The organism is Mycolicibacterium lutetiense (assembly GCF_017876775.1).
Lineage (GTDB): Bacteria > Actinomycetota > Actinomycetes > Mycobacteriales > Mycobacteriaceae > Mycobacterium > Mycobacterium lutetiense.
This window is the reverse complement of record NZ_JAGIOP010000001.1, coordinates 1,174,607-1,200,408: the sequence shown is the minus strand read 5'-3', so window position 1 is coordinate 1,200,408 and position 25,802 is coordinate 1,174,607. Positions and strand designations below refer to the sequence as shown.

23 protein-coding genes are annotated in these 25,802 nt (G+C 67.2%); 4 read left to right on the top strand and 19 right to left on the bottom strand.

Annotation, left to right across the window (positions count from 1 at the left end):
* Window position 1: 1 nt before the first annotated feature.
* Genes octT through JOF57_RS05745 form a run of 7 tightly spaced genes read right to left on the bottom strand, consistent with a single transcriptional unit; the run spans window position 2 to window position 6,179 of the window.
* Window positions 2–754, bottom strand: a complete 753-nt coding sequence (gene octT, locus JOF57_RS05775; RefSeq protein ID WP_209914619.1) for a diglucosylglycerate octanoyltransferase — start codon at window positions 752–754, stop codon at window positions 2–4.
* The gene (gene gpgP / locus JOF57_RS05770; protein WP_209914616.1) at window positions 744–1,433 is read right to left on the bottom strand and encodes a glucosyl-3-phosphoglycerate phosphatase; all 690 of its coding nucleotides are present in this window, start codon (window positions 1,431–1,433) and stop codon (window positions 744–746) included. The genes octT and gpgP overlap by 11 nt, the downstream gene beginning before the upstream one ends.
* A gap of 7 nt (window positions 1,434–1,440) precedes the next feature.
* Entirely contained in the window at window positions 1,441–1,818 is a 378-nt protein-coding gene (gene rsfS, locus JOF57_RS05765) for a ribosome silencing factor (protein ID WP_209914613.1), read from the bottom strand.
* Window positions 1,815–2,462 carry a nicotinate-nucleotide adenylyltransferase gene (gene nadD, locus JOF57_RS05760; protein ID WP_209914609.1) on the bottom strand — a complete coding sequence of 216 codons (648 nt, stop codon included), beginning with the start codon at window positions 2,460–2,462 and terminating at the stop codon, window positions 1,815–1,817. The genes rsfS and nadD overlap by 4 nt, the downstream gene beginning before the upstream one ends.
* Window positions 2,463–2,521: 59 nt before the next feature.
* Complete coding sequence (locus tag JOF57_RS05755) at window positions 2,522–3,979, bottom strand: vWA domain-containing protein (protein WP_209914607.1); 1,458 nt, start codon at window positions 3,977–3,979, stop codon at window positions 2,522–2,524.
* A gap of 13 nt (window positions 3,980–3,992) precedes the next feature.
* Window positions 3,993–4,889 (bottom strand): AAA family ATPase, encoded by an 897-nt coding sequence (locus JOF57_RS05750; protein WP_209914604.1) that lies wholly within the window; start codon window positions 4,887–4,889, stop codon window positions 3,993–3,995.
* Between the two features lie 30 nt (window positions 4,890–4,919).
* Window positions 4,920–6,179, bottom strand: coding sequence for a glutamate-5-semialdehyde dehydrogenase (locus tag JOF57_RS05745; RefSeq protein WP_209914601.1), 1,260 nt, complete (start codon window positions 6,177–6,179; stop codon window positions 4,920–4,922).
* An 84-nt stretch (window positions 6,180–6,263) separates the two neighbouring features.
* Between JOF57_RS05745 and JOF57_RS05740 the strand changes: the two genes are divergently transcribed.
* Together JOF57_RS05740 and JOF57_RS05735 are read left to right on the top strand one after the other, a co-directional pair.
* Complete coding sequence (locus JOF57_RS05740; RefSeq protein WP_209914598.1) at window positions 6,264–7,124, top strand: ribokinase; 861 nt, start codon at window positions 6,264–6,266, stop codon at window positions 7,122–7,124.
* 44 nt (window positions 7,125–7,168) lie between these two features.
* Window positions 7,169–7,993 (top strand): enoyl-CoA hydratase/isomerase family protein, encoded by an 825-nt coding sequence (locus JOF57_RS05735; RefSeq protein ID WP_209914596.1) that lies wholly within the window; start codon window positions 7,169–7,171, stop codon window positions 7,991–7,993.
* On the opposite strand, the gene JOF57_RS05730 is transcribed toward JOF57_RS05735, so the two are convergent.
* The 3 genes from JOF57_RS05730 to JOF57_RS05720 form a co-directional block, all read right to left on the bottom strand.
* Window positions 7,990–10,635: a S15 peptidase family protein gene (locus JOF57_RS05730; protein ID WP_209914593.1), complete on the bottom strand. Its 2,646-nt coding sequence runs from the start codon at window positions 10,633–10,635 to the stop codon at window positions 7,990–7,992. The genes JOF57_RS05735 and JOF57_RS05730 overlap by 4 nt on opposite strands.
* Window positions 10,636–10,768: 133 nt before the next feature.
* Complete coding sequence (locus JOF57_RS05725; protein WP_209915847.1) at window positions 10,769–12,811, bottom strand: NAD(+) synthase; 2,043 nt, start codon at window positions 12,809–12,811, stop codon at window positions 10,769–10,771.
* 83 nt (window positions 12,812–12,894) lie between these two features.
* Window positions 12,895–13,818, bottom strand: coding sequence for a phosphotransferase (locus JOF57_RS05720; RefSeq protein WP_209914590.1), 924 nt, complete (start codon window positions 13,816–13,818; stop codon window positions 12,895–12,897).
* Window positions 13,819–13,874: 56 nt separating this feature from the next.
* Here JOF57_RS05720 and JOF57_RS05715 point away from each other — a divergent pair, with 56 nt between their 5' ends.
* The gene (locus tag JOF57_RS05715) at window positions 13,875–14,717 is read left to right on the top strand and encodes an NAD-dependent protein deacetylase (protein ID WP_209914587.1); all 843 of its coding nucleotides are present in this window, start codon (window positions 13,875–13,877) and stop codon (window positions 14,715–14,717) included.
* On the opposite strand, the gene JOF57_RS05710 is transcribed toward JOF57_RS05715, so the two are convergent.
* On the bottom strand, window positions 14,686–15,972 hold the full coding sequence (locus tag JOF57_RS05710) for a cytochrome P450 (protein WP_209914584.1): 1,287 nt from the start codon (window positions 15,970–15,972) through the stop codon (window positions 14,686–14,688). The two genes, JOF57_RS05715 and JOF57_RS05710, sit on opposite strands and share 32 nt — an antisense overlap.
* Before the next feature lie 66 nt (window positions 15,973–16,038).
* Here JOF57_RS05710 and JOF57_RS05705 point away from each other — a divergent pair, with 66 nt between their 5' ends.
* Entirely contained in the window at window positions 16,039–16,674 is a 636-nt protein-coding gene (locus JOF57_RS05705; protein ID WP_209914581.1) for a TetR/AcrR family transcriptional regulator, read from the top strand.
* A gap of 48 nt (window positions 16,675–16,722) precedes the next feature.
* On the opposite strand, the gene proB is transcribed toward JOF57_RS05705, so the two are convergent.
* The 8 genes from proB to folC form a co-directional block, all read right to left on the bottom strand.
* Window positions 16,723–17,844, bottom strand: a complete 1,122-nt coding sequence (proB, locus tag JOF57_RS05700) for a glutamate 5-kinase (protein ID WP_209914578.1) — start codon at window positions 17,842–17,844, stop codon at window positions 16,723–16,725.
* Window positions 17,841–19,289, bottom strand: a complete 1,449-nt coding sequence (obgE, locus tag JOF57_RS05695; RefSeq protein ID WP_209914576.1) for a GTPase ObgE — start codon at window positions 19,287–19,289, stop codon at window positions 17,841–17,843. Before obgE ends, proB begins: the two co-directional genes overlap by 4 nt.
* A gap of 90 nt (window positions 19,290–19,379) precedes the next feature.
* Window positions 19,380–19,646, bottom strand: coding sequence for a 50S ribosomal protein L27 (rpmA, locus tag JOF57_RS05690; protein ID WP_018599244.1), 267 nt, complete (start codon window positions 19,644–19,646; stop codon window positions 19,380–19,382).
* A 15-nt stretch (window positions 19,647–19,661) separates the two neighbouring features.
* Window positions 19,662–19,973: a 50S ribosomal protein L21 gene (rplU, locus tag JOF57_RS05685; protein ID WP_135456321.1), complete on the bottom strand. Its 312-nt coding sequence runs from the start codon at window positions 19,971–19,973 to the stop codon at window positions 19,662–19,664.
* Window positions 19,974–20,138: 165 nt separating this feature from the next.
* Window positions 20,139–23,204: a ribonuclease E gene (locus JOF57_RS05680; RefSeq protein ID WP_209914573.1), complete on the bottom strand. Its 3,066-nt coding sequence runs from the start codon at window positions 23,202–23,204 to the stop codon at window positions 20,139–20,141.
* A 292-nt stretch (window positions 23,205–23,496) separates the two neighbouring features.
* Entirely contained in the window at window positions 23,497–23,916 is a 420-nt protein-coding gene (gene ndk / locus JOF57_RS05675; protein ID WP_090509598.1) for a nucleoside-diphosphate kinase, read from the bottom strand.
* A gap of 74 nt (window positions 23,917–23,990) precedes the next feature.
* Entirely contained in the window at window positions 23,991–24,395 is a 405-nt protein-coding gene (locus JOF57_RS05670; protein ID WP_209914570.1) for a DUF4233 domain-containing protein, read from the bottom strand.
* Window positions 24,392–25,798: a bifunctional tetrahydrofolate synthase/dihydrofolate synthase gene (gene folC / locus JOF57_RS05665; protein ID WP_209914567.1), complete on the bottom strand. Its 1,407-nt coding sequence runs from the start codon at window positions 25,796–25,798 to the stop codon at window positions 24,392–24,394. The genes JOF57_RS05670 and folC overlap by 4 nt, the downstream gene beginning before the upstream one ends.
* Between the last annotated feature and the right edge of the window lie 4 nt (window positions 25,799–25,802).

Below are 25,802 nucleotides of genomic sequence, written 5' to 3'. Positions count from 1 at the left end.
GTCAGTCGGTGGAATCCAGTTGCGGCACACCGGCTTCAGCCAGGCCCTTGAGCATCAACTCGGCCACCGCCCGGTGGGCCTCGAAATTCCAGTGGATGCCGTCGGGATTGCCCCGCCCGCTGAGCACCTCGTCGGCCACCGCGGCCTTGAGGTCCACCAGCGCCACGTCATGTTCGGCCGCCCAGGCCGTGATCGCCTTGACCGTGGGCTCACGACCGTGATGGGCCTTGCCGTACGTGTCGGCCATGTGCACCGACGGCAACGAGGCCACGACCGGAATACCCGGCCGGTTGAAATCGATGGCGTTGCGCGTCATCTCAAGGTATTCGACCGTCAGATGCGGGGGCAGTGCTGCGCGGGCGACCGGCGACAACCGCGGCTGAAGCCAGCCGTAGCCGTCGCGCGCCCAGCGTCGCAGCCAGGCCGGACGCACATAGCGGATCAGCTCGCGCAGCGCCGTCGGCAACGGTGAAGGGAGCGAGTCCATGCCGCTGGTGGCGAAAACCACCGCGCCGGCGCGAGGTAACGCCGCCCACGCCCGCGGATCCTGGGTCGAGGCCCACCAGACGTCGCGGCAGGTCCACCCGATCCGGCCGATGAGTTCGACGTCCCAGCCCAGCTGCTCGGCCACGATGTTGGGCCAGATCCGCGGATCGTCGGACGGCAGCCCGCCGGTCGGGCCGAAATAGGACAGGGAGTCACAGAACACCAGCAGGGTGCGCCGGGTCTCTGACGGCACGTGATCAGAGGACATCGTTGGCCACCTGTGCCGAGGCATTCCACACATCCAGCCGCCAGCGGATCGCTTCGAAGTCCACCGTGTCCCCGGAATCCTCGGAATGTCCCGACAGCTGAACCCAACTGGCGTTACCCATGCCGCCGAGCACCGGCCAGTTGTCCACCGGCAGGCCGAGCAGGCCCGCGGTCAGCGCCGCGATCAGCCCGCCGTGTGCGACCAGCACCACCGGGCGGTCTGCCCCGCCACCGACCCCGTCCTGGCCCCAATCGGGTTGCCCGGCAACAAGTTCAGCGACAACCGGAATGCTGCGGTCGGCCACGTCGACGCGGCTTTCACCACCGTGTGGCGCCCACCGCGCATCCTCGCGCCACGCGGAGCGGGCGCCCGGGGATGCCGTGTCCACCTCCTGGTGCGTCAGACCCTGCCAGTCCCCCAGATGCGTCTCACGTAACCGCTTGTCCACGGCTACCGGGATCCCGGCACGGTCACCGAGGGCCATCGCAGTGTCCAGGGCACGCTTGAGATCCGAGGACACGATCAGCAGCGGCTGACGCTTGGCCAGCACCTCGGCCGCCGCCGCGGCCTGGTCGCGGCCCAGATCGGACAACTCGGTGTCGAGCTGACCCTGCATCCGACTGCCCGCGTTGTACTCGGTCTGGCCGTGGCGCAACAGCACCAGCCGACGGACCGTCATCGCGTCCTCATTCGTCGACCTCGGGTGATTCCAGCTCGACCGGAACCGTCGGGCAGTCGCGCCACAGCCGTTCCAGGGCGTAGAACTCCCGCTCGTCCTGATGCTGGATGTGTACGACGATGTCCACGTAATCGAGCAGCGTCCAACGCCCCTCGCGGGTACCTTCGCGGCGCGCGGGCTTGTACCCGGCCAGCCGCATCTTGTCCTCGACCTCGTCGACGATCGCGTTGACCTGACGCTCATTGGAGGCCGACGCGATCACGAAACAGTCGGTGATCACCAACTGATCCGACACGTCGATGACGACCACATCGTCGGCCAGCTTGGCCGAGGCGGCCTTGGCAGCCACCGTCGCCATCTCCACGGCCTCAGCAGTCGCGCTCATCGAACCGGCTCCATGATGTGTTCACCCTTCCCGTCAGCGGAATACAACCCGCGTTTGGCCACGTACTGCACCACGCCGTCGGGCACCAGGTACCAGATCGGCCGGCCTTCGGAGGCCCGCTTGCGGCAGTCGCTGGACGAGATGGCCAGCGCGGGCACCTCGACCAATGTCAGTGTGTCCGGCGGCAGCTCTCGCAGCGCCGCCTCGATGTGTTCACCGTCCAGCTCGTAGCCCGGTCGGCTCACGCCGACGAACCTCGCCATGGAGAACAGGTCCTCCCAGTTCTGCCACGACAGGATCGAGGCCAGGGCATCGGCTCCGGTGATGAAGTACAAGTCGTTGTCGGCATTGAGATCGTGCAGATCACGCAGGGTGTCCTTGGTGTAGGTCGCCCCACCCCGGTCGATGTCGACCCGGCTGACCGAGAAACGCGGGTTGGACGCGGTGGCGATCACCGTCATCAGATACCGGTCCTCAGGAGCGCTCACGCGCCGGTCGTGCTTCTGCCACGGCTGACCGGTCGGGACGAACACCACTTCGTCCAGCTCGAACAGGTCGGCCACCTCACTGGCGGCGACCAGGTGCCCGTTATGGATGGGATCGAACGTCCCACCCATCACACCCAGCCTGCGCCGTCTTGCCACAAAGAGGCAGCTTACGGGAGCGTTGACCCGCCCTGGCACCCGCGCGAATCCGGCCGGGCTCAGACCGGCAGCAAACCGTCGATCACCGCGGCCAACTGCTTGGCCGAGCGGCACTCGTGCATCGGGATGGTTTCGAGGTACTTCGGCACCGCCGAGTCCCCGCTGCCCCACAGGTGCTTGGGCTCCGGGTTGAGCCAGTGCGCATGCCGGCTGGCCGACACCATGTGTGCCAGCAGTGCCGTCTCGGGGTTGCGGTAGTTGTTCCGGCCGTCGCCCAGCACCAGCAGCGAACTGCGCGGGGACAACACGTTGGGGTACTTGTCCAGGAACGACACGAACGCGTGCCCGTAGTCGGAGTGCCCGTCGCGGGTATAGACACCTGCCTCGCGGGTGATGCGTTGCACCGCAACCGCCAGATCGGCCTCCGGACCGAACATATCGGTGACCTCGTCGGTGGTGTCGATGAAGGCGAAGACCCGAACCCGGGAGAACTGCTGGCGCAGCGCCGACACCAGCATCAGGGTGAAGTGGCTGAACCCGGCCACCGAGCCCGACACATCGCAGAGCACCACGAGCTCGGGACGGGCCGGATGGGGCTTCTTGAGCACGACGTCGATCGGCACACCGCCGGTGGACATCGACTTGCGCAGCGTCTTACGCAGATCGATCTCGCCCGACCGCGACCGGCGGCGCCGGGCGGCCAGCCGCGTCGCCAGCGTTCGCGCCAGCGGCTGCACGGTCTTACGCATCTGACGGAGTTGCTCGCCGGAGGCGCGCAGGAACTCGACGTTCTCGGCCAGCTGCGGCACCCCGTACATCTGCACGTGGTCGCGGCCCAACTGCTCGGCGGTGCGCCGCTTGGTCTCGGACTCGACCATCTTGCGCAGCTGGGTGATGCGCTGGGCGGCCAGCGCCTTGGCGATCTCCTCCTGGGTCGGCGTGGGCTCCTCACCGTAGGGGGCGAGCAGTCCGGCCAGCAGCCGGCCTTCCAGATCGTCGAGGCTCATGGCCTTCAGTGCCTGATACGACGAGTACGACGGGCCACGGCTGGAGTTGTAGCGGCCGTAGGCCTCGACGATCCGCGCGATCATCGCCGCCATGCGGTCATCGAGATTGGCCAGATCCTCGTTGTCGGCCAGCATCTGCACCAACGCGTCGCGCATCGCCTCGATGTCCTCGGGCGGGAGCTGGAGGCGGTCCGCTGTGTCGCCCTCTGCTCCGGTCTCGTCATCGGAGAGCACGGTGCGCGCGCCCAGCGCCGCCGGGAAGAACAGGTCGAACATCGCGTCGTAGGTGTCGCGGTGATCGGGGCGTCGCAGCACCGCGCAGGCAATGCCCTCGCGCAACGCCGCACGATCGCCCAACCCGAGCACGGTAATCACCCGCCCGGCGTCTACCGTCTCCGACGGACCGACCGAGATGCCTTGTCCACGAAGGGCTTCGACGAACTCGACGAGATGCCCCGGCAAGCCGTGCGGGGCCAGCGGCTGGGGCGGTCGAACCCGGCGGGGGGTCACTAGTTCAGTCCCATCAGTTCAGCCTCAGTTCGCCGGCCGCTTTGACTTGGTCGGACTGATGTTTGAGCACCACACCGAGGGTGGCGGCGATCATCTCGTCGTCGATGGTGTCCATGCCCAGTGCCAGCACGGTGCGACCCCAGTCGATGGTCTCGGCGACCGACGGCACCTTCTTGAGCTGCATGCCGCGCATCACGCCGATGATCTTCACCAGCTCGGCTGCGATGTGCTCGGGCAGTTCGGGCACGCGGGACAGCAGGATGCGGCGCTCCAGATCGGCATCCGGGAAGTCGATGTGCAGGAACAGGCAGCGACGCTTGAGCGCCTCGGAGAGTTCCCGGGTGGCGTTGGACGTCAGCAGGACGAACGGCGGCCGCTCGGCGGTGATGGTGCCCAGTTCCGGGACCGTGACCGCGAAGTCGGAGAGCACCTCCAGCAGCAGGCCCTCGATCTCGATGTCGGCTTTGTCGGTCTCGTCGATCAGCAGCACGGTCGGGTCGGTGCGCTTGATCGCGGTCAGCAGCGGGCGGGTCAGCAGGAATTCCTCGCTGAACACGTCCATCTTGGTCTGGTCCCAGTCGCCGCCGTTTGCGTTCTGCCCGGCCTGGATCCGCAAGATCTGCTTGGCGTGGTTCCACTCGTAGAGCGCGCGGGCCTCGTCGACACCCTCGTAGCACTGCAGGCGGACCAGTTCGGAGCCGGTGGTTGCGGCCACCGCGCGGGCCAGCTCGGTCTTGCCTACGCCCGCGGGCCCTTCCACGAGCAATGGCTTGCCCAGCCGGTCGGCGAGGAAAACCGCTGTCGCGGTGGCGGTATCGGGCAGGTAGCCGGTCTCCGCCAGGCGCCGCGCGACATCGTCGATGTCGGTGAACAGCGGAGCGGGACGAGCGGGGCGAGCGGGCACGCTCATGTGGTCTCCTGGTCTCTATCTGGTCGGCGGCTAAGCCGGGCGGGTCTGACCGTCTCCCCACACGATCCATTTGGTCGAGGTCAGTTCGGGCAGGCCCATCGGTCCGCGGGCATGCAGCTTCTGGGTGGAGATGCCGATCTCGGCGCCGAAACCGAACTGCTCTCCGTCGGTGAACGCGGTGGACGCGTTGACCATCACCGCGGCCGCGTCCACCTGTTCGGTGAAGCGCTGGGCCGCAGCAAGATCCGTAGTCACGATGGCCTCGGTGTGCCCGGTGCCGTACTCGTTGATGTGGGCGATCGCGCCGTCGAGCCCGTCCACCACCGCGACCGCTATGTCCATCGAGAGGAATTCGGTGTGCAGCTCCTCGTCCGTCGGGTCGGCGTGCACGGTGACCCCGGCCTCGCGCAGCGCGGCGGTGAGCCGGGGCAGCACGGTCGTCTGCAGCGCCTTGTCCACCAGCAGGGTCTCGGCGGCATTGCAGACGCTGGGGCGCCGGGTCTTGGAATTCAGCAGGATCTTCTCGGCCAGGTCGACGTCGGCCGAGGAATGAACGTAGACATGGCAATTGCCGACACCGGTCTCGATGGTCGGAACCTGCGCATCGCGCACCACGGCCTCGATCAAGCCGGCTCCCCCGCGCGGGATCACCACGTCGACCAGCCCGCGGGCCTGGATCAGGTGGGTGACACTGGCGCGGTCATGGCTGGGCAGCAACTGCACCGCATCCACGGGCAGACCGACCGAGGCCAGTGCCGAACGCAGCGCGGTCACCAGGGCCTGATTGGACCGGGCCGCCGACGAACTACCGCGCAGCAGAGCGGCATTCCCGGATTTGAGGGTGAGCCCGAAGGCGTCCACCGTGACGTTGGGGCGGCCCTCGTAGACCATGCCGACCACACCCAGCGGCACCCGCTGCTGACGCAGCTGCAGCCCATTGGGCAGGGTACGGCCCTGCAACACCTCGCCGACCGGATCGGGCAGCCCGGCGACCTGACGCAACCCGGCTGCGATGCCGTCGACCCGCTGCGGGTTGAGTGCCAACCGGTCCAGCATGGCCTCGGGTGTTCCCGACTCGCGGGCGGCCTCGACGTCGGCGGCGTTGGCGGCCAGGATCTCGTGGACATGGGCCAGCACGCTGTCGGCCGCGGCATGCAGCGCACGGTTCTTGGTCTCGGTGCTCAGGGTGCCCAGGGTGCGGGCCGCGACGCGGGCGCGACGCGCGGCCTCGTGCACCTGCTCGCGCAGGTCTGCTTGCGACACCGCCGGCGACTGCGTCTGAACGCTCATCTAGCCAGCGTATCGGAGGAGTTGACGCCCTTCGACAGGTGTCAGGCGCCCTAAGACAAGCACGCCGGGCTAGCCTTTTCGTTTATGGCCGCTGCGCGGGTTTGCGTCGTCGGGAGCATCAACGCCGACCTCACCTTCACCGTCGGCGCGCTGCCGCGCCCGGGACAGACCGTGCTCGCGTCGTCGCTGGTGTCCGCGCCCGGCGGCAAGGGCGGTAACCAGGCGGTGGCGGCCGCGCGGGCCGGCGCCGAGGTCGCACTGGTCGCCGCGCTCGGTGACGATGCCGCCGCGACAAACCTGCGGGAGCATCTCCAAGCCACCGGGGTCGCGACCGACGCCGTGACATGTGTGCCCGGTCCGAGCGGATCGGCCGCGATCCTGGTCGACGGGGTCGGCGAGAACTGCATCGTGGTGGCGCCGGGCGCCAATGCCCGGCTCGAGGTGGATTCCGCCGCGGCACGCACGGCCATCGTCTGGAGCGAGGTCGTCCTGATCCAGTTGGAGATCCCGGTGGCGACGGCGATCGCCGCGGCCCGGTTGGCAAAGGCGGCCGGGGCGGTGGTGATGCTCAACGCCTCACCGGGAGGTACCGCCGCCCATCAGCTGCTCGGCCTGTCGGAACTGGTCGACGTGGTGGTGGTCAACGAGACCGAGGCAGCCGAATGGCACTGGCCGGTACGACATCTGGTGATCACCCGGGGCGCACGAGGCGCCAGCTACCTGGGCACTGAAGAGCGGTTCGACGTGCCGGCCCCCGCGGTACAGGCCCTGGACACCGCCGGTGCCGGTGACGTGTTCGCCGGGGTGCTGGCCGCCAACTGGACCGCCGGTCACGAGTCGGCGCTGCGGCGCGCCTGCGCGGCCGGAGCGTTGGCCACCCTGGTGCGCGGGGCCGGCGGCTGCGCGCCGTCGGCTGCCGACATCGACGCCGTCCTGATGCCCTGACGCCGCCAACTGAAGCCGATACCGTTGGCGTTATAGTCGCCGACATGACCCAGGGAAACAGTCCACGACCACCCGAAGGCGACTGGCTCGGCACCCCGTACCTCAGGTTCGAACGGCAGGGACCGTTCGGCGTGGTCACCCTGGACCGGCCCGAGGCCCGCAATGCGATGACCCCGGCCATGTACTTCGGCATCCGGTACGCGGTCACCCACGTCGAGGCGGATCCCGATCTGGCCGGCCTGCTGATCACCGGAACCGGGGACGTGTTCGCACCCGGCGGCGACCTCGGCGGCGGCAACGGCGTCGACGACTGGATGAGCTTCGGCGCAGCCCTGTCGATGGACGTCACCCCGTTCGAAACGCTGCGCCAATCGGTCAAGCCGGTGGTGAGCGCGGTCAACGGGTTGTGCCAGGGCGGCGGGTTCCAGATCGCGATCTGCAGTGACATGGCGGTGGTCAGCGACCGCGCCACCTTCCGGGTGCCCGAGTTGTACCGCGGCATCGCCGACACCTACTACAGCCAGATGTTGGCCCGCCTGATCGGCCCGGTCCGCACCCGCGACCTGATGTTCACCGGACGCACGCTCAGCGCCCAGGAGGCCGTCGACTGGGGCTTGGTCGCCCGGCTGGTGCCGCACGACGAATTACTCTCTGCCGCAACCGAAGTGCTCGCCCAATGCTGCCGGACCGCACCCCGGGCCCGCGGGGTGGTCAAGTCCAGCCTGGACAGCTATATGGGCCTCTACGACCGGATCGGCATGAAGGCGAGCTACAGCGGCGACGAGGCAGCGGAGGGTTTCCGCGCCTTCAAGGCACGACGCTCACCGGAGTGGGTCCACCCGGATCTGCGCGTCGAGGGCCGGCTCTAGACGCTGACCAGGTCCTCCCTGGCAGCCGCCGCGGGCTGCACATTGGCTCCGGGTCCCGCGGTCGGCAACGACACCTCCACACCGGAAATGTTGATGGCGCCGAACTGGGTGAAGTTGAGGAACGACGTCGCCGACGTGGTGATCTGCACCGTGGCGGTGTGTCCGGGCTCCAGCGTGTAGGCCACGGCCTCCATCGGGATGGTGACGGTGCGTTCCCGGCCGTCGAGAGTGACCGGAATCGGTGTGACCACGTTGCCGATCACCTGCCCGGTCTGGTCGTCGACGATCTGGGCGTACACGTGGCGGCTGGTGCCGATGCCGGAGTAGGTCATCGTCAGCTCGGGCGCACCGACGATCTGGGTGGCGGTGCCCGACGGCGCGGTCACCTTGACGTTCACCGCGTTGGCGGCCTTGGTGCCGTCCCCGAGGCCGAAGGGGATCCCCGCCGCGCCCGGTCCGGAACCACCGAGGATCGGGACGATTCCGAGCAGCCCGCCGCTGCCCGATGCGGTGACCGGGGTCCCGGTGAAATTCGGGTCGGTCGGCAGGAGGTCGGACGTGTAGTGGTCGCCGTTCTGATCGATCCACTGGAACTTGGGCAGCCCGTCGTCGACGGCTTCGCCCTTGTGTTTGACGTAGGTGTCCAACCAGCTCAGCGTCGCGGTCTGAACCATCTCGGCACTGTCACCGGGCGGGGTCTCGCAGTTGCCGTGGCCGCCGCAGAACCAGACCATCTTCACCGGCACGCCGTTGGCGTCGAGGATCTGCGCGTTGTCCATGGCCTGCTGCAGCGGGAACAACACGTCGACGGTGCCCTGGATGATCAGCGTCGGTGCGGTGACTTTGTTGACCAGCGCGGTCGGGCCGCTGCTGGCCAGCAGGGCTTGCTGCTCGGGGGTCAGGATGCCGAGCAGCCCACCGGTGAAGATGCCGGTGTACAGCTGGCTGTTGATGTTCGCGCCCGACGTCACCAACGACAGCAGCAGCAGCGCCGCATACGACGTCTTGAACGCCTCGTTGGGGTACAGCGAACTGTTCAGGGAGTTCCACGAGATCGTCGGGACGATCGCGTCGATCCGGTTGTCGGTGCCCGCGGCCACCCACTGGATGCCACCGCCGTATGACGGGCCCACCATGCCCATCCGCGGATCATTCGCGGCGTCGAGTTGCGTGCCGGACTGTTTGGCGACGTAGTCGATCATGGCCGACACGTCGCGGCCCTCGAAGAACGGATTGTCGAGTTGCAGGAGCCCGCCCGAGTCGTGCTCGCCCCGCGAATCCCAGGTGACGACGTTGTAGCCCGCGTTGCGGAACGTGCCGACACCGGTGGCGCCGCCGGAGTACGGGTTCGTATCCCCTGCACTGGACAGGCCCGCGCCGCTGAAGATCGTCGGCGCCTTTTCCCCTTCCTGAAGGCCCGATGCCGGGAAATAGTTCATGCTGATCGGCGTGCCGTCGAAGGACGTCACCTTGACCGTGTAGGCCACCGGGGTACCCGCCGGTGCGAGCTCGCCGACGTCCACGTTGACGTCCACCATCTCCGACTTGCCGATGAGCGGCGCCAACAAGTCGTTGACGATCGGTACCTGATGCACGATCACCAGCACCTGCGGCACGACCATGCCCACTATCGGGATCTGTTGCAGTGCAGCATCAAACGCCGTGGTCTCAGCGACCAGGACGGTGAACTTCTCGGTGCCGCCGCTGGCGACGACGGTCGCATAGGGCAGGAACGTGAAGCTGCCGTTGGCCGAGTTGAGCCGGACCTTGCCGCCTCCGCTCGGGTCACCGATGACGGTGTAGCTGAGCGGCAGCCCACTCGAACTGGTGGCCCCGGTTTGGCCGCGGATGATGCCATCGGTGATGCCGACCGACGGGGCCGCGGTGATGCCGCCGGTGGCGCTCACGGAGGGCGCGGCGGCCGAGGTGGCGAACTCCCGGCGCGCGGCCGCCAGCAGAACCCACTCGGCGGGCGAATCAGTCGAGGGCGCGGTGGGCGAGTTTCCGGCCAGCGTCCTCGCGAGGTCGTTGACCACGGTCTCGATCAGGCCCCGCACCGGAGCCGGACCGGCCGAAGGTGGCGGCTCGGCCTTCGCGCCGGTTTCGATGGCGTCGATCGTCGGCTCTGCAATGGCGGTTGGCTCGGCGACCTGGGCCTGATCGCGCAGGGGGCGCGGCAGTGTGGGGGTGTCGAATGACAGGCTCCGCGGCGTCTCAGCGGGCTTGGTGACCTTGGGTTTTCCGGCGGCGGCGACCGGGTCCGAGTCACTGGCGTGACGGGTCACGCCGGCCTTGATCGTGTCCTGTGCCTCCGACAGCCGGTCGGTGATCGTTTGGACGACGTCAGACTTCGGCGTCGTCGCGCTGACGCGATGACGGCCGGGTTCACCGAGCTTGGTCGTCCGGTCCTTGATCGCCGTACGCACCGCGGCCTGCCGCAATGAGCGGGCACTCTGCCGGTCCTTGGCCCGACTCTTGTGGGCAGGCGCGGAGGCGGACTCAGACGACGTATCGGCCGAGCCGGGCGATGCCGAGGCCACCGGGGTGCCCAGCACCTGCCCGCCCAGGACGACGGCCGAACCGACCCCGAGCGCAACCGCCAATCCACCTACCCGACCGACGTACTTTGCAGCACCCAACACAACCCCCTCGACCCGACATCGGCGGCACCGAAATGTGACCCGACGCACATTAGCGCGGCGATGCGAGCCAGAAGGTTAGCTTGTCAATTTTTTGCGTCGTCAATTTGAATTGACCGTGGGGTGGACGCAAAAACTACTGCTCCGGGACGCCCCGTTCGATCTCGTCGAGCCAGATCCGCGCCGACATGTCCGACGGCGCGCGCCAGTCCCCACGCGGCGACAGGGAGCCGCCGTGCGACACCTTGGGGCCGTTGGGCAACGCAGAACGCTTGAACTGTGAGAACGAGAAGAACCGCTGCGCGAAGACCTGCAGCCAGTGCCGGATCTCGCTGAGCGAATACGCCGGACGCTTGTCCTCGGGGAACCCGGCGGGCCAGTCACCGTCGGCTGCGTCATGCCAGGCATGCCAGGCCAGGAAGGCCACCTTGGACGGGCGGAACCCGTAGCGCAGCACCTGGAACAACGAAAAGTCCTGCAGCGCATAGGGGCCGACCTTGGCCTCGCTGCTCTGGATCTCATCACCCTCGCCGGCGGGCACCAACTCCGGGGTGATCTCGGTGTTCAGCACCGATTGGAGTACCCCGTTTACCTCGGCCCCGAACTGATCGGATGAGATCACCCACCGGATCAGGTGCTGGATCAAGGTTTTCGGCACTCCGCCGTTGACGTTGTAGTGCGACATCTGGTCGCCGACACCGTAAGTCGACCAACCCAGCGCCAGCTCCGACAGGTCACCCGTACCGAGCACGATGCCGCCGCGCTGATTGGCCAGCCGGAACAGGTAGTCGGTGCGCAGGCCGGCCTGGACGTTCTCGAACGTCACGTCGTAGACCTTCTCGCCGCGGCCGAACGGATGGTCCATCTCGGTCAGCATCAGCTCGGCGGTCTTCTTGATGTCGATCTCGGCGAACGTCACACCCAGGGCCCGGCTCAACCGGATCGCGTTGTTCTTGGTGTGCTCGCCGGTAGCGAAGCCGGGCATCGTGAACGCGAGAATGTCGCTGCGCGGACGGTTCTCCCGATCCATCGCCCGCGCCGCCACGATCAGGGCGTGCGTGGAATCCAGCCCGCCGGACACCCCGATCACCACCTTGGGGTAGTTCAGCGCCCGCAACCGCTGTTCCAACCCGGACACCTGGATGTTGTAGGCCTCGTAGCAATCCCGTTGCAGTCGTTCAGGATCCGCCGGCACGAACGGGAACCGCTCGATCTCGCGCCGCAGTCCGATGTCACCCGTCGGCGGGTCGAGTTGGAACTCGATACGGCGGAACGAATCGACTTGGGCGCCATGGTGTCTGGCGTTGTCATCGAACGTACCCATCCGCAGCCGCTCCGACCGCAGCAACTCCAGGTCCACGTCGGCCACCGAGCGTCGTTCACCGCGCGGGAAGCGCTCGCTCTCGGCGAGCAGCAGCCCGTTCTCCCAGATCATGGTCTGGCCGTCCCAGGCCAGGTCGGTGGTCGACTCCCCCTCGCCCGCAGCGGCGTACACATAGGCGGCCAAGCACCGCGACGAGGCCGAACGGGCCAGCAGCGCACGGTCTTCGGCACGGCCGACGGTGATCGGGCTACCGGAGAGATTGGCCAGCACCGTCGCACCTGCCAGCGCGGCCTGCGCACTGGGCGGCACGGGCACGAACATGTCCTCACAGATCTCGACATGCAGGACCAGCCCGGGAAGATCGGACGCCACGAACAGCAGGTCCGGCCCGAACGGCACCTCGGCACCGGCCACCCGGATAGTGCCGCGCACGTCGGCGCCGGTGGCCATCTGCCTGCGTTCGTAGAACTCCCGGTACGTCGGCAGGTAGGACTTGGGAGCCACTCCGAGCACCGCTCCGCGGTGGATGACGACCGCGGTGTTGTAGATCCGGTGCCGGTACCGCACCGGCGCACCGACGACCAGCACCGGCGTCAACACCACCGAGGCCGCGACGATTTCGATGAGCGCCTGCTCCACCGACTCCAGCAGGGTGTCCTGAAGGAGGATGTCGTCGATCGAGTAGCCCGACAACGTCAACTCCGGAAACACCGCGACAGCTACCCCGTCGTCATGGCAGTCCTGCGCCAACCGGAGCACCGATTCGGCGTTGGCCGGCGGATCCGCCAGCGCCGTGTGGTGGGTGCAGGCGGCGACCCGCACGAAACCGTGGTGGTAGGCGCTGTAGAAGTCCATCGCGCCCATTGTCACCCGAAAAGTGTCACGATCGGGTCACTGGGTACCAATTGACGCATGAGTGATACCGCGATGGGTGAACTTCACGTCAGTGACGGAGACTCCCGCCAGGCCTCGATCATCGGCAGCAGTCCTTCGGCGAGCACCGGCAACTGAGGTATCAGCAAAGCACAGCTGACCATCATCAATCTCGCGGCGGCATCGACCAGGCTCTGCACTTCGGGATTCGTGGTGCGCAACCCCAGTTCTCGCGCCGCGTCGTCGTACTCGGCGACCGCAGCTGAGCCGGCCAGTGCCAGGTCCCACTCCACCGGCCCACAGGTGACGTCCTCGAAATCCGAGAACCGCACGCCGTCGGTTGTCCGGATCACATTGAGCGCCGGTCCATCCCCGTGAATCGTCTGCACACTCATGTCGGGGAACCTGGCCGCGAACGCGGCACGATCGGCCAGCACCGAACGCAGCACCGCGTATTCGTCGCGGACCCGGCCGATATCGCTCGGCAGCAGCAGGGACGCATCGTCCAACTCGTCGATCAAACCTCCGAGCGACCGGTTGAACGGGGTGAGAAACGGCAGTTCGTCCGGATGTTCCGCAAGCGCGGCGTGCAGCGTCGCGGTATGCACCATGGGGACGGCCGAGTACGGCTCGTGGTCCGCCGCAACATCGGCCAACTCCCAGAACGTCATTCCGAAGCCGCCTCGGCGCACCGGCGACCGGGGCAACAGTGGTGCCGGAGCTACGACCGGCACGCCCCTCCCCTCGAGCCAGGCCACCGCGTCCAGTTCGCGCTGTTGCCGCTCTGCCTGAGCGTGCGGTGTCATCCCGGGCGGCAACACAACCTGGACTCGCGCCACCACCGGAGTCGGTTCCAGGCGCACGACGACCGAGAACGCATCGTGCAGCACCGTTGTCCCGGTGGCAGGCAGGCCGAGCGCACGCCCGGCGTCCAGCGCTGCCGCCGCCGCTCGTCGAGTGCGGCCGGTCAGATCCGGAGAGGTGGGCACCCCGTCACCCTGCCACGGGAGGCAAACGCTTTTTCCCACCGATCTACCCTGGATGCGTGGATGCCCCCGAACTCGTCGCCCTGCTGCAGGGACGCCGTGTCGCGGTGCTGACCGGCGCCGGCATGTCGACCGATTCGGGCATCCCCGACTACCGCGGCCCGGACTCCCCGCCGAGCAACCCGATGACGATCCGGCAGTTCACCACCGATCCGGAGTTCCGCCAGCGGTACTGGGCCCGCAATCACGTCGGCTGGCGCCACATGGACGAAACCATGCCCAATGCCGGGCATCGTGCCCTCGCCACGCTGGAATCCGCCGGTGTGGTGAACGGACTGATCACCCAGAACGTCGATCTCCTGCACAGTAAGGCGGGTAGCCGATCGGTGGTCAACCTGCACGGCACCTACGCCCGGGTGGTCTGCCTGGATTGTGGCACGACGATGGCTCGCGACGAGCTGGCCGCCGCACTGGAGGCAGCCAACCCCGGCTTCCTCGAACGCGCCGAGTCGGTCGGCGGCATCGCGGTGGCACCCGACGCCGACGCCGTGGTCACCGAGACGGACTCGTTCGTCGTCATGGACTGCCCGGCCTGTGCGGGCATGCTCAAACCCGACATCGTCTACTTCGGCGAGAGTGTCCCCAAACCCCGTGTCGATCAGGCGTATTCGATGATCGACGACGCCGATGCACTCCTGGTAGCGGGGTCCTCGCTGACCGTGTACTCCGGATACCGGTTCGTCCGGCACGCGGCCGCACACGGTATCCCGGTGGGGATCATCAACCGCGGACCTACCCGCGGCGACGACCTGGCCACCGTCAAGGTCGAGACGGGCTGTTCGGAGATGCTGGTCCTGCTGGCCGGTGAACTCAGGAGAACGTGCACGGCATCGACCGGATAGCGTGCACGAAATTGCCCTCCAGGTAGGCCGGTTCGCCGGCGGCGATGTCGGGCAGTTGATGCAGCAGCTCACCGAAGATGGCCCGCAGTTGCGTCCGGGCGACATGCGCGCCCAGGCAGAAGTGCCGTCCGCCGCCGCCGAAACCGAGGTGTGGATTGGGCTTTCGGCTCAGGTCGAAGACCTCGGGCCGGTCGAACACATCGGCGTCCCAGTTGCCCGATGCATAGAACATCACCACCTTCTCCCCCGCCGCGATCTGCTGCCCACCCAGTTCGGTATCGACCGCAGCGGTGCGGCGGAAGGTCATCACCGGGCTGGCCCACCGGACGAACTCTTCCACGGCGCCGCCGATCCGATCATCGAAAGCCGCCATCAGCCAGTCCCTCTGGTCAGGGTGGTCGGTGAGCGCCTTGAGCGCGTGGCTGGTGGTCTGGCGGGTGGTGTCGTTGCCCGCCACCGCCAGCAGGACGAAGAACGCCGCCACCTCGGCATCCGTGAGCCGGTCCCCGTCGACCTCGGCGTGCACCAGCGCGCTGATCAGATCATTGCCCGGATTCTCCCTGCGTTCTGCGGCAAGCGCATTCGCCACCTGATGCAGGCACATCTGGTTCTGCAGCAGCACCTCCAGCGGGTTGCGCCCGGCCAGATAGACCGGGTCGGCCCAGGACACCAGCGCGTCCGCGGCATGGGCCACCCGCTGGCGTTCGGACTCGGGAATCCCGACCATGTCCGACAGCGTGCGGATGGGCAGTTCCTTGGCGCACTGGTCGACGAAGTCCACCCCGCTGCCGACTTCCTTGAGCTCGGCCACGATGTCGCGTGCGTTCTCCTTGATCGAGTCTTCGATGCGGGCCACCTGCCGGGGCGTGAACGCGGCGTGGACCAGTTTGCGGATCAGCGTGTGTCGCGGCGCGTCCATCGCCAGGAAGGACTGTGACGCCTCGAGCAGCTCTTCGGGAACGGATTCGAACAGCACCCCTTTGCCCGACAGGAATGTCTCGCTGTCACGGCTGACCGCCACGATGTCGGCGTGCCGGGTCACCGCCCAGAACCCGCGATCGTCGGGATCCTTCATGAGGGCGTCCTCGACGGGCGGATGCCAGCTGACCGGGCGGGAGGTGCGCAGTTCGGCGAACGTGACCTCACGATCGGCGGCCGTGGTGGCCCAGAACTTCCGCGACGACAGGTCGATCGGGTCGTAGGGGCGTGCGGTGGAAGGCCACGAAGGGGCTGATGTGATGGGCGACACAGTCATGTTGGTGACAATAAGTCTAGACACTATGTCTAGTCAAGGTGTGGCGAAAGCGGATACCCTGAGGTCATGCCATCGGTAACGCGAAAACCGCAGGCCAAGCGGGAGGAACGCCGCGAGCGGATCGAACGCCAACTGCTCGACGCCACCGACCGGCTGATGGCCGACGGCACCAGCTTCACCGAGCTCAGCGTGGACAAACTCGCCACCGCGGCCGGGATCTCCCGGGCCAGTTTCTATATCTATTTCGAGGACAAGGGCCATCTGCTGCGCCGGCTGGCCACCCAGGTGTTCGGTGATCTGACCCAGGCTGCCCAACAGTGGTGGAGCGTCGCCGGACGCCGCGACCCCGCCGACGCCCATTCCGCCATGTCGGGCATCGTCGCGAGCTATCGGCGCCACCAACCCGTGTTGATCGCACTCACCGAGATGTCGAGCTATGACCCACTCGTCGCACAGACCTACCGGGAACTGCTGGCCGGGATCTCCGATCAACTCACCAAGGTGATCGAGGACGGCCAATCCGACGGGTCGATCCGGCCGCAACTGCCTGCCGCCGCCACCGCCAGCACGTTGACGTGGATGGTGGAACGGTCCTGCCATCAGAATCTGCCGTCACACCCGGCGTCCTACGATGCCGAGTTGGCCGACACGATCACCCAGATCGTCTGGGGTGCGCTGTATCTGGAGTCCCCCAAGCTGTGATTTGTGCACCGCGCGTAACGGTCAGCGTTACCGGAGGTGCACAAATCGCTAGGTAGCGACCAGATCGTCGGCGTGAACGGCGGGGCGGCGCAGTTCGGCCGGCAGATCCGGCGTCGAACGGCCGATGATCGCGGCCAACTCCGAAGCCTCGTAGGCCACCACGCCCCGCGCGACGGTTTGCCCGTCAAGCGCCCTCAGATCCACCACATCGCCGCCGTGGAAGTGGCCGGTGACCTCGGTGATCCCGGCAGGCAGCAGTGAGCGCCGCTGCTGGACGACCGCGCGCACCGCACCGTCGTCGAGGGTCAGCGCCCCGTGCGACTCCGCGGCGTGGCGAACCCAGAACCGCCGCGCCGACATCCGCTCGGGACGCGGTGCGAACACGGTGCCGACCGAGGCATCGCTGAGCGCCGCACCGGCATCCGCCGCGGCGGCCAACAGCACCGGCACCCCGGCATCGGCGGCCAGCAGTGCAGAGGACAGCTTCGAGGCCATGCCGCCGGTACCCAGGTGGCTACCACCTCCGGCCACCACCCCGTCGAGATCCCCCTGCGCACCAACCTCAGGAATGAAGCGCGCGTTCCCTTTTCGGGGATCAGAGTCATACAGGCCGTCGATGTCGGACAGCAGGATTAGTGCGTCGGCACCGACCAGCTGGGCCACCAGCGCCGAAAGCCGGTCGTTGTCGCCGAACCTGATCTCATTGGTGGCCACCGTGTCGTTCTCGTTGACGATCGCGACCGCGTGCAGGGCACGCAACCGGTCCAGCGTGCGTTGAGCGTTGTTGTGCTGCACCCGCATCGCAATGTCATGGGCGGTCAGCAGTACCTGCCCGACCGTGCGGTTGTAGACGGCGAAGGCCGAACTCCAGGCGTTGACCAGAGCTACCTGCCCGACGCTAGCCGCCGCCTGCTTGGTAGCCAGATCCGTTGGGCGCTTGGACAGTCCGAGCGGTTCGATTCCCGCGGCAATGGCGCCGGAGGACACGATCACCAGATCAGAGCCGGCGCGCATCCGGCCTTCGATGGCCTCGACCAGGACAGCGAGCCGTCCGGCGTCAAACACCCCGGACGGAGTGGTCAGCGCAGTGGTGCCGATCTTGACGACGACACTGCGTGCGGTCCGAATCGCTTCCCGGTGTGCGGAACGCGTCGAGCCTGCACCGGTCACTCGTCTTCGCTCCCGGGCTGGCGCCGTTCGCGCCGTGCGGCCTTGCGTTCGGAGGCACCGGTCCGGTCGGTCTGTTCGAGCCGGATGTCAGTACCTCGACCGGTCAGCGGCATATCGATGCCGGCCGGGGTCTGCGGTTCCCAGTCGAAGGTCATGTCGCCGATGGTCACGGCGCAGCCGGGCTTGGCGCCGTTCTTGAACAACGCATCCTCGACGCCCAACCGCGCCAACCGGTCACCGAGGTAGCCGACGGCCTCATCGTTGCCGAAGTCGGTCTGGGCGATCCAGCGCTCGGGACGGGTACCGCGCACCAAAAATCCACCGGATCCGTCCGATTCCACGGTGAATCCGCTCTCGTCGATGGCGATCGGCCGGATCACCGGACGCCTGGGCACCGCCTCAGGCTGCGCATCGCGATACGCCTTCACCATCTCCCACAGTGCAAAGATCAACGGTCGCAAACCATCACGGCTGACTGTCGAGATCTCGTACACCGGCCAGCCGAACTGGGACTGCACCTCTTCCCGCACGAAGTCGGCCAACTCCCGAGCGTCGGGAACGTCGATCTTGTTGAGCACCACCGCACGTGGCCGCGACGCCAGGTCGCCCAGCGTGGAATCGCCTTGCAGGGTCGGGGTGTAGGCCGCGAGTTCGGCCTCCAGCGCCTCGATGTCGGAGATCGGGTCACGGCCGGGTTCCATTGTGGCGCAGTCCACGACATGCACGAGCACCGCGCAGCGCTCAAGGTGCCGAAGGAATTCCAGGCCGAGACCCCGGCCCTCGGATGCGCCGGGGATCAAACCGGGAACGTCGGCGACGGTGAAAGTGTTGTCGCCGGCCGACACCACGCCCAGGTTGGGCACCAGAGTGGTGAACGGATAGTCGGCGATCTTGGGCTTGGCCGCCGAGATGGTCGACACCAGAGACGATTTGCCCGCCGACGGGAACCCGATCAGGCCGACATCGGCAACGGTCTTGAGTTCCAGCGTGAGATCACGGGCCTGCCCCTTCTCACCGAGGAGCGCGAAGCCGGGGGCCTTGCGGGCCCGGGAAGCCAGTGCGGCGTTACCGAGACCGCCTCGACCACCCTGCGCAGCTTCGAACCGGGTACCGGCACCGACCAGGTCGGCCAGCATCCGGCCGTTCTCATCGAGCACCACCGTGCCGTCCGGCACGCGCACGATCAGATCGTCGCCGGTGGCACCGTCACGATTGCTGCCCGCACCCGGCTTGCCGGAGGGGGCGTCGACGTGCGGATGGAAATGGAAGTCCAGCAGGGTGTGCACCTGCGGATCCACGACGAGCACGATGCTGCCGCCACGACCACCGTTACCGCCGTCGGGCCCACCGAGGGGTTTGAATTTCTCTCGGTGCACCGACGCGCAGCCGTGGCCACCGTTGCCTGCACGCGTGTGAATGACGACGCGGTCGACAAACCGGGGCATCGGACATCCTCTCCGTCGAATGTGAAGCTATCGCGAAAGTTCGATCGAGAACTCGCAGCTGCTTCACATTCGCGGAGAATCCTCTAAGTTTCAGGCCTCCGGGCGCGGCACAGGAACGATGTTCACGTTCTTGCGGCCACGCTTGGAGCCAAACTCCACGGCGCCGGGGGCCAAGGCGAACAGCGTGTCATCGCCGCCACGGCCGACGTTCACGCCGGGGTGGAAGTGGGTGCCGCGCTGGCGGACGAGAATCTCGCCGGCCTTGACGACCTGACCACCGAAACGCTTGACGCCGAGCCGCTGCGCTGCGGAATCGCGACCGTTGCGCGAGCTGGAAGCGCCCTTTTTGTGTGCCATTAGATCGCTCCCTTGCTACTTGATACCGGTGACCTTGAGCACGGTCAGCTGCTGACGGTGCCCCTGGCGCTTGTGGTAGCCGGTCTTGTTCTTGAACTTGTGGATGCGGATCTTGGGACCCTTGGTGTGCTCCAGCACCTCGCCCGTCACGGCGACCTTGGCCAGGTCATCAGCCTTGCTGGTGACCTTGGCGCCGTCGACCACCAGGGCGACAGGCAGCGATACCGATGCGCCAGGCTCAGTCTCGAGCTTCTCAACCTTCACCACGTCACCGACGGCAACCTTGTACTGCTTGCCGCCGGTCTTGACGATTGCGTATGTCGCCATCGTGTCCTCTGCTCTGCTGCTCTCTGCGGGCGCGCGCTACCGGTCGGTGCGTGCGCGGGTCTTGGGTGGCGGGATGTCCCGCCGTCACCGGCCTGCGACTATTACAGGCACTGGAGACAACTGGTCAAGGGTACTTGACCAGCGGGTAGAGGGTCAAACCGCCCTCTAGTCCTGGCGTGGCGGCCCTGCGGGCCTGGCTGCGGCACGTCGACGAATACGGCCGCGGCTGGGTGCCACCTCCGCTACCACGGGCTCGGGAGCCTGGTAGACGTCGTCTTCAGACTCGTCAGAGTCGTCGCACTCCTCGTCCTCGTCCGAGTCATCCTCGTCCGAGTCGTCATCGTCGGATTCGTCGTCCTCGTCTGAGTCATCGTCCGAGTCGTCGTCGAGGTCCTCGTCGTCGTCATCGAGGTCCTCGTCATCGAGGTCGATCTCGTCTTCGTCCTCGTCCAAGTCCTCTTCTGATTCCTCATCAGATTCGTCGGACTCCTCGGCGTCCTGCATGTCGAAAACGCCGTCGGGAGAATCCTCGGTTACGCCCGAGTCCTCGGGAGTCACCTGCTCGTCGCCCTCGGCCTCGGTGTGCTCGACGCCGTGCTCGTGCTCGTCAATGTCCTCGTGACCTTCGGGGTCTTCGTCGTGGCGGTCGCTCGCCGCAGCCATGGCCTTGAACATCGGGTGCTCACCGACCGGATGGTCGGGCACCTTGACGACCGGCGCCTCTTCGGGCTCCGGACGGGCGTTGCCGCGCTTGCCCCGCTTGCTGCGTCGACTGCTGCCGCTGCCGCTGCTGCTGCTGCTACCGCCGCCACTGGATTCGGCCTTACGGCCGGTGTTCGACGACGAAGCCGTATCGACCGGGTCACCATGCAGCACGATGCCGCGGCCGGCGCAGTGCGTGCACGTTGTCGAGAATGCCTCGATCAGACCGGTACCCAACTTCTTTCGGGTCAGCTGCACGAGGCCCAGTGAGGTCACCTCGGACACCTGGTGCCGCGTGCGGTCCCGGCCCAGGGCCTCGGTCAGCCTGCGCAGCACGAGATCCCGGTTCGATTCGAGGACCATGTCGATGAAGTCGATGACCACGATGCCGCCGATGTCACGCAAGCGCAGTTGCCGCACGACCTCCTCGGCAGCTTCCAGGTTGTTGCGGGTGACGGTCTGCTCTAGGTTGCCGCCGGCGCCGGTGAACTTGCCGGTGTTGACGTCGACGACGGTCATCGCCTCGGTGCGGTCGATCACCAGGGTTCCACCCGAAGGCAGCCACACCTTGCGGTCCAGCGCCTTGGCCAGCTGCTCGTCGACGCGGTGTACGGCGAACACGTCGGGCGCGTCGGCGCCACCGGCGGGTTCGTACTTCGTGAGCCGGCCCATGAGGTCAGGCGCAACGGTGTTGACGTAGGCGTTGATCGTGTCCCAGGCTTCGTCACCGGAGACGATCAGGCCGGAGAAGTCCTCGTTGAACAGGTCACGGATGACCTTGACCAGAACATCGGGCTCTTCGTAGAGGGCGACGGCCGCGCCGGCCTTCTTCGCGCTGACCGCGGCGCCCTTGGCGTCGATCTCGGTCCAGCGCTGCTGCAGCCGCTCGACGTCGGATCGGATGTCCTCGGCTTTGACGCCCTCCGACGCGGTGCGGATGATCACTCCGGCATCGGCCGGAACAACCTCTTTGAGGATCTCCTTGAGCCGCTGGCGTTCGGTGTCGGGCAGCTTGCGGCTGATGCCGGTCGACGATGCGCCCGGCACGTAGACCAGGTAGCGGCCGGCCAGCGACACCTGCGTGGTGAGCCGGGCGCCCTTGTGCCCGACCGGATCCTTGCTGACCTGGACGACGACATAGTCCCCCGGCTTGAGGGCCTGTTCGATCTTGCGGTTCGACCCGCCGAGGCCGGCAGCCTCCCAGTTCACCTCACCGGCGTAGAGCACACCGTTACGACCGCGGCCGATGTCGACGAAGGCGGCCTCCATCGACGGCAGCACGTTCTGCACGATGCCGAGGTAGATGTTGCCGACCAGACTGGCGGATGCCGCTGACGTCACAAAATGCTCGACGAGGACGCCGTCTTCCAGCACGGCGATCTGCGTGTAGCGGGCACCTTGATGCGGCGGCTCGGTGCGGACCTTGTCGCGCACGATCATGGTGCGTTCGACGGCCTCGCGGCGGGCCAGGAACTCGGCCTCGCTCAGGATGGGGGGACGACGACGGCCGGCGTCACGGCCATCGCGGCGGCGCTGACGCTTGGCCTCCAGGCGGGTCGATCCGCTGATCCCCTGGATCTCCGAGTCATCGCTGCTCCGGCCCGAACGTTCGGGCCGGGACGGACGCTCGTGCACGACGGTGTTGGGCGGGTCATCCGGTGAGCTCGAGTCGTCACCGTCACCGGAGCCGGACTTGCGCCGACGCCGGCGGCGACGGCGACGGTTGCCGTCACTACCCGCGGTGTCCTCGTCGGTGCCCTCATCGGATTCATCGGACTCGTCGTCGGATTCCTCGTCGGAATCGCTCTGGTCATCAGCGGTGTCGGTATCGGAATCCGGGCCCGAATCGGACTCGTTGTCGTCTGCCTGCTCACCGCGGCCACGACCGCGACCCCGCCGGCCCCGACGGCGCCGGCGTGCGGCGGGTCGATCCGCCTGATCGTCGTCGGTATCCGAGTCGGCATCGGCGTCGTCGTCGGTATCCGTGTCGTCTTCGTCGTCGTCATCGTCTTCGACGAGGACCGGCACGAAGCTGACGGGCTGCGGGGCGACGAACAGCGGCAGGTAGTCGGCCCGTTCGGTGTGGGATTCCCGAGCCGCGGGGATGTTCGCGGTCTCCAGGATCAACCGCGACTCGGGCTCATCGCCCACCAGGACGGGGTCTTCCTCGGGAGCCTCGACCTCGGGGGTTTCGACCGGATCTTCTGCCGGGGCATCTTCTGCCGGGGCCGCGACGGACTCGGTCACTGCGACCGTGACTGCCTCGACCTGCACCGGTTCTGCCTGCTCGGTCTGAGCCGGCTCCGCCGAGTCGAGGGCCAGTGCGTCACGGACCCGCTCCGCGTCGGCCTTGTCGATCGTGGAGTGCGCACTGCGCCGACGGCCGTCGAACTCAGCCAGGGCGTCGAGCACCCGCCTGCTGGTGGTGCCGAGCACCCGCGCCAGCGAGTGGACTCTCAGCCGCTCGGGCAGTCCCTCCTGTTGCGGAGTCTCGGTGGATAGGTCGTCATTCTGGGCATCTTCGGCCACGAATTCTCCTCAAGCCCCCGGGCGCGTCGTATCGACGCGGCCACGCGAGGGCTTCCGCTATTGGCCCGGGACACTTTCCCCGGGCTTGTTGTGGTCTCGCTCCGGGCGGTTCGCTACCGAACCCACCCGGTGCCTGGCTGAATGATGGCTGGACGGCCCGCGCCGCACCGGATTGCGGTGGTCGCGCTCGTCGAAGTCTTCATTCGGGTACCCAGCCTCGGTTGAGGCTGGCTACCCGTACCCAGTATCCCACATCACTGACGCGGTACAGACCAGACTGCGAGAAGGATTATCAGGCGGAGGCTTCGCCAGGGAACCACAGGGCGATCTCACGGGCCGCCGACTCCGGCGAATCCGATCCGTGCACGAGGTTGTCCTGGGTGACAAGCGCCAGGTCACCGCGGATGGTGCCGGGCACAGCCTTCTCCACCGGGTCCGTGCCACCGGCGATCTGACGGAAGGCCGCGATAGCCCGCGGCCCCTCCACGATGGCGGCGACGACGGGGCCGGAAGTGATGAATTCCAGCAGCGAATCGAAGAACGGCTTGCCGTCGTGCTCGGCGTAGTGCTGCTTGGCCAGCTCGACGCTGACGTTCTTCAGTTCGAGCGCTGCCAGGGTCAGACCCTTGCGCTCGATCCGGCCGAGGATCTCCCCGACCAGGTGGCGCTGCACGCCGTCGGGCTTAATCAAGACAAGGGTCTGCTCAGTCACGAGCAGTGAGCGTACCGGTCGGTAACCCTGCCGTGCCACCGCGGGCTCCCGACGGGGTCCGCACCCGGCCGCGGCTATTCGCTGGGCGGTTGCTGACCGGGCAGCAGACCCCGATCCTGCCTGCGTTTGACCTCACCCCGCAGGTACACGATCAGCAGCCAGACCACGGCGAAGATCACACCGATAAAGCCGATCGCCCCATGGATCAGCGCTCCGGCGATCACCACCAGTTGGATGCCCAGGTTCGCCCAGATAGCCCAGGGCCGCCCCTGAAGCCCCGACATCAGGATCAACACGACGGCCAGGCCGATCACGAATCCGCCCGACGTCCAGGTCAGCCCGTCGTCACTGACACCGACCACCGGTAGGGCCAGAAGTACCACGATGGCTTCGAGGATCAACGTCGCTGCCATCACCCCACGGAAGCTCTTCCAGGGGTCAGTAGGGGCCGGCGTGTCGCCGGGTGTCTGATCGTTCATTGCGGGTCCCGTCCGAACAGGGTCCGGGCCACGCCGGCAGTCACCACCGAACCGGTGATCACCATGCCGGCCCCGGACAGGCCTTCCTCTGCGCCGGCCTCCTCGACCAACGCGGTGGCGGTTTCGATGGCATCCGACAGCGTCGTGGCGGTGATCACCCGATCCTGGCCGAACCTTTCCTCGGCCAACAACGCCAATGACTCGACGTCCATCGCCCGGGGCGAACCGTTGTGGGTGACCACGATCTGGTCGAACACCGGCTCCAGCGCGGCCAGGATGCCACCGGCGTCCTTGTCCCCCATCACCGACACCACCCCGACCAGGAAGCGGAAGTCGAACTCCTGCTGCAAGGTCTGCGCCAGCGCCGCGGCGCCGGCAGGATTGTGTGCCGCATCGATGAAAACTGTTGGCGCGCTTCGCATGCGCTCCATCCGGCCCGGGCTGTGCACGGCCGCGAAGCCGGCCCGGATCGCCTCGACGTCGAGTTGACTGCCGGCACCCGCACCGAAGAACGCCTCGACCGCGGCCAGTGCGAGAACGGCGTTGTGGGCCTGATGCTCACCGTGCAGCGGCAGGAAGATCTCCGAATACACCCCGCTCAGGCCCTGCAACTCCAACACCTGGCCGCCGATGGCGACCTGCCTGGACAGCACGGCGAACTCCGAGTCTTCGCGGGCGACGGCAGCATCGGCACGCACCGCCTCTTCCAGCAGTACCTCCATGGCCTCGGGAACCTGCGTGGCGATGACCGCCACCGTGTCGACCGGCACCAGGTCGTCGGGCTGCCGGGTGATGATGCCGGCCTTTTCCCCCGCGATCGCGGCGATCGTGTCACCCAGGTAGTCGGTGTGGTCGAGGCCGATCGGAGTGATCACCGCGACCGGGGCGTTGACGACGTTGGTGGCGTCCCAGCGTCCACCCATGCCGACCTCGACGACCGCGACGTCGATGGGCACGTCGGCGAAAGCTGCGAAGGCCATCGCGGTGAGCACCTCGAATTTGCTCATCTTCGGGCCACCGTCGGCTTCGGACTGCTGGTCCACCAGTTCGACGAATGGTTCGATCTCGGTGTACGCGTTGACGTATTGCGCCGGCGTGATGGGTTTTCCGTCGATCGAGATGCGCTCCACCGCGGACTGCAGGTGTGGACTGGTGGTGCGCCCCGTACGGCGGTGTAGTGCGGTCAACAGCGCATCGATGAGGCGTGCGACCGACGTCTTGCCGTTCGTCCCCGCGACATGGATCGACGGGTAGGCCTGCTGCGGCGAGCCCAGCAGTTCCAGCAGGGCTGCGATGCGCGCGGTGCTGGGGTCCAGCTTGGTCTCGGGCCAGCGCTGATCGAGTAGATGCTCGACCTGCAGCAGCGCGGCGATCTCGTCCGGAGTGGGGATCGGATCGGTCACCGGA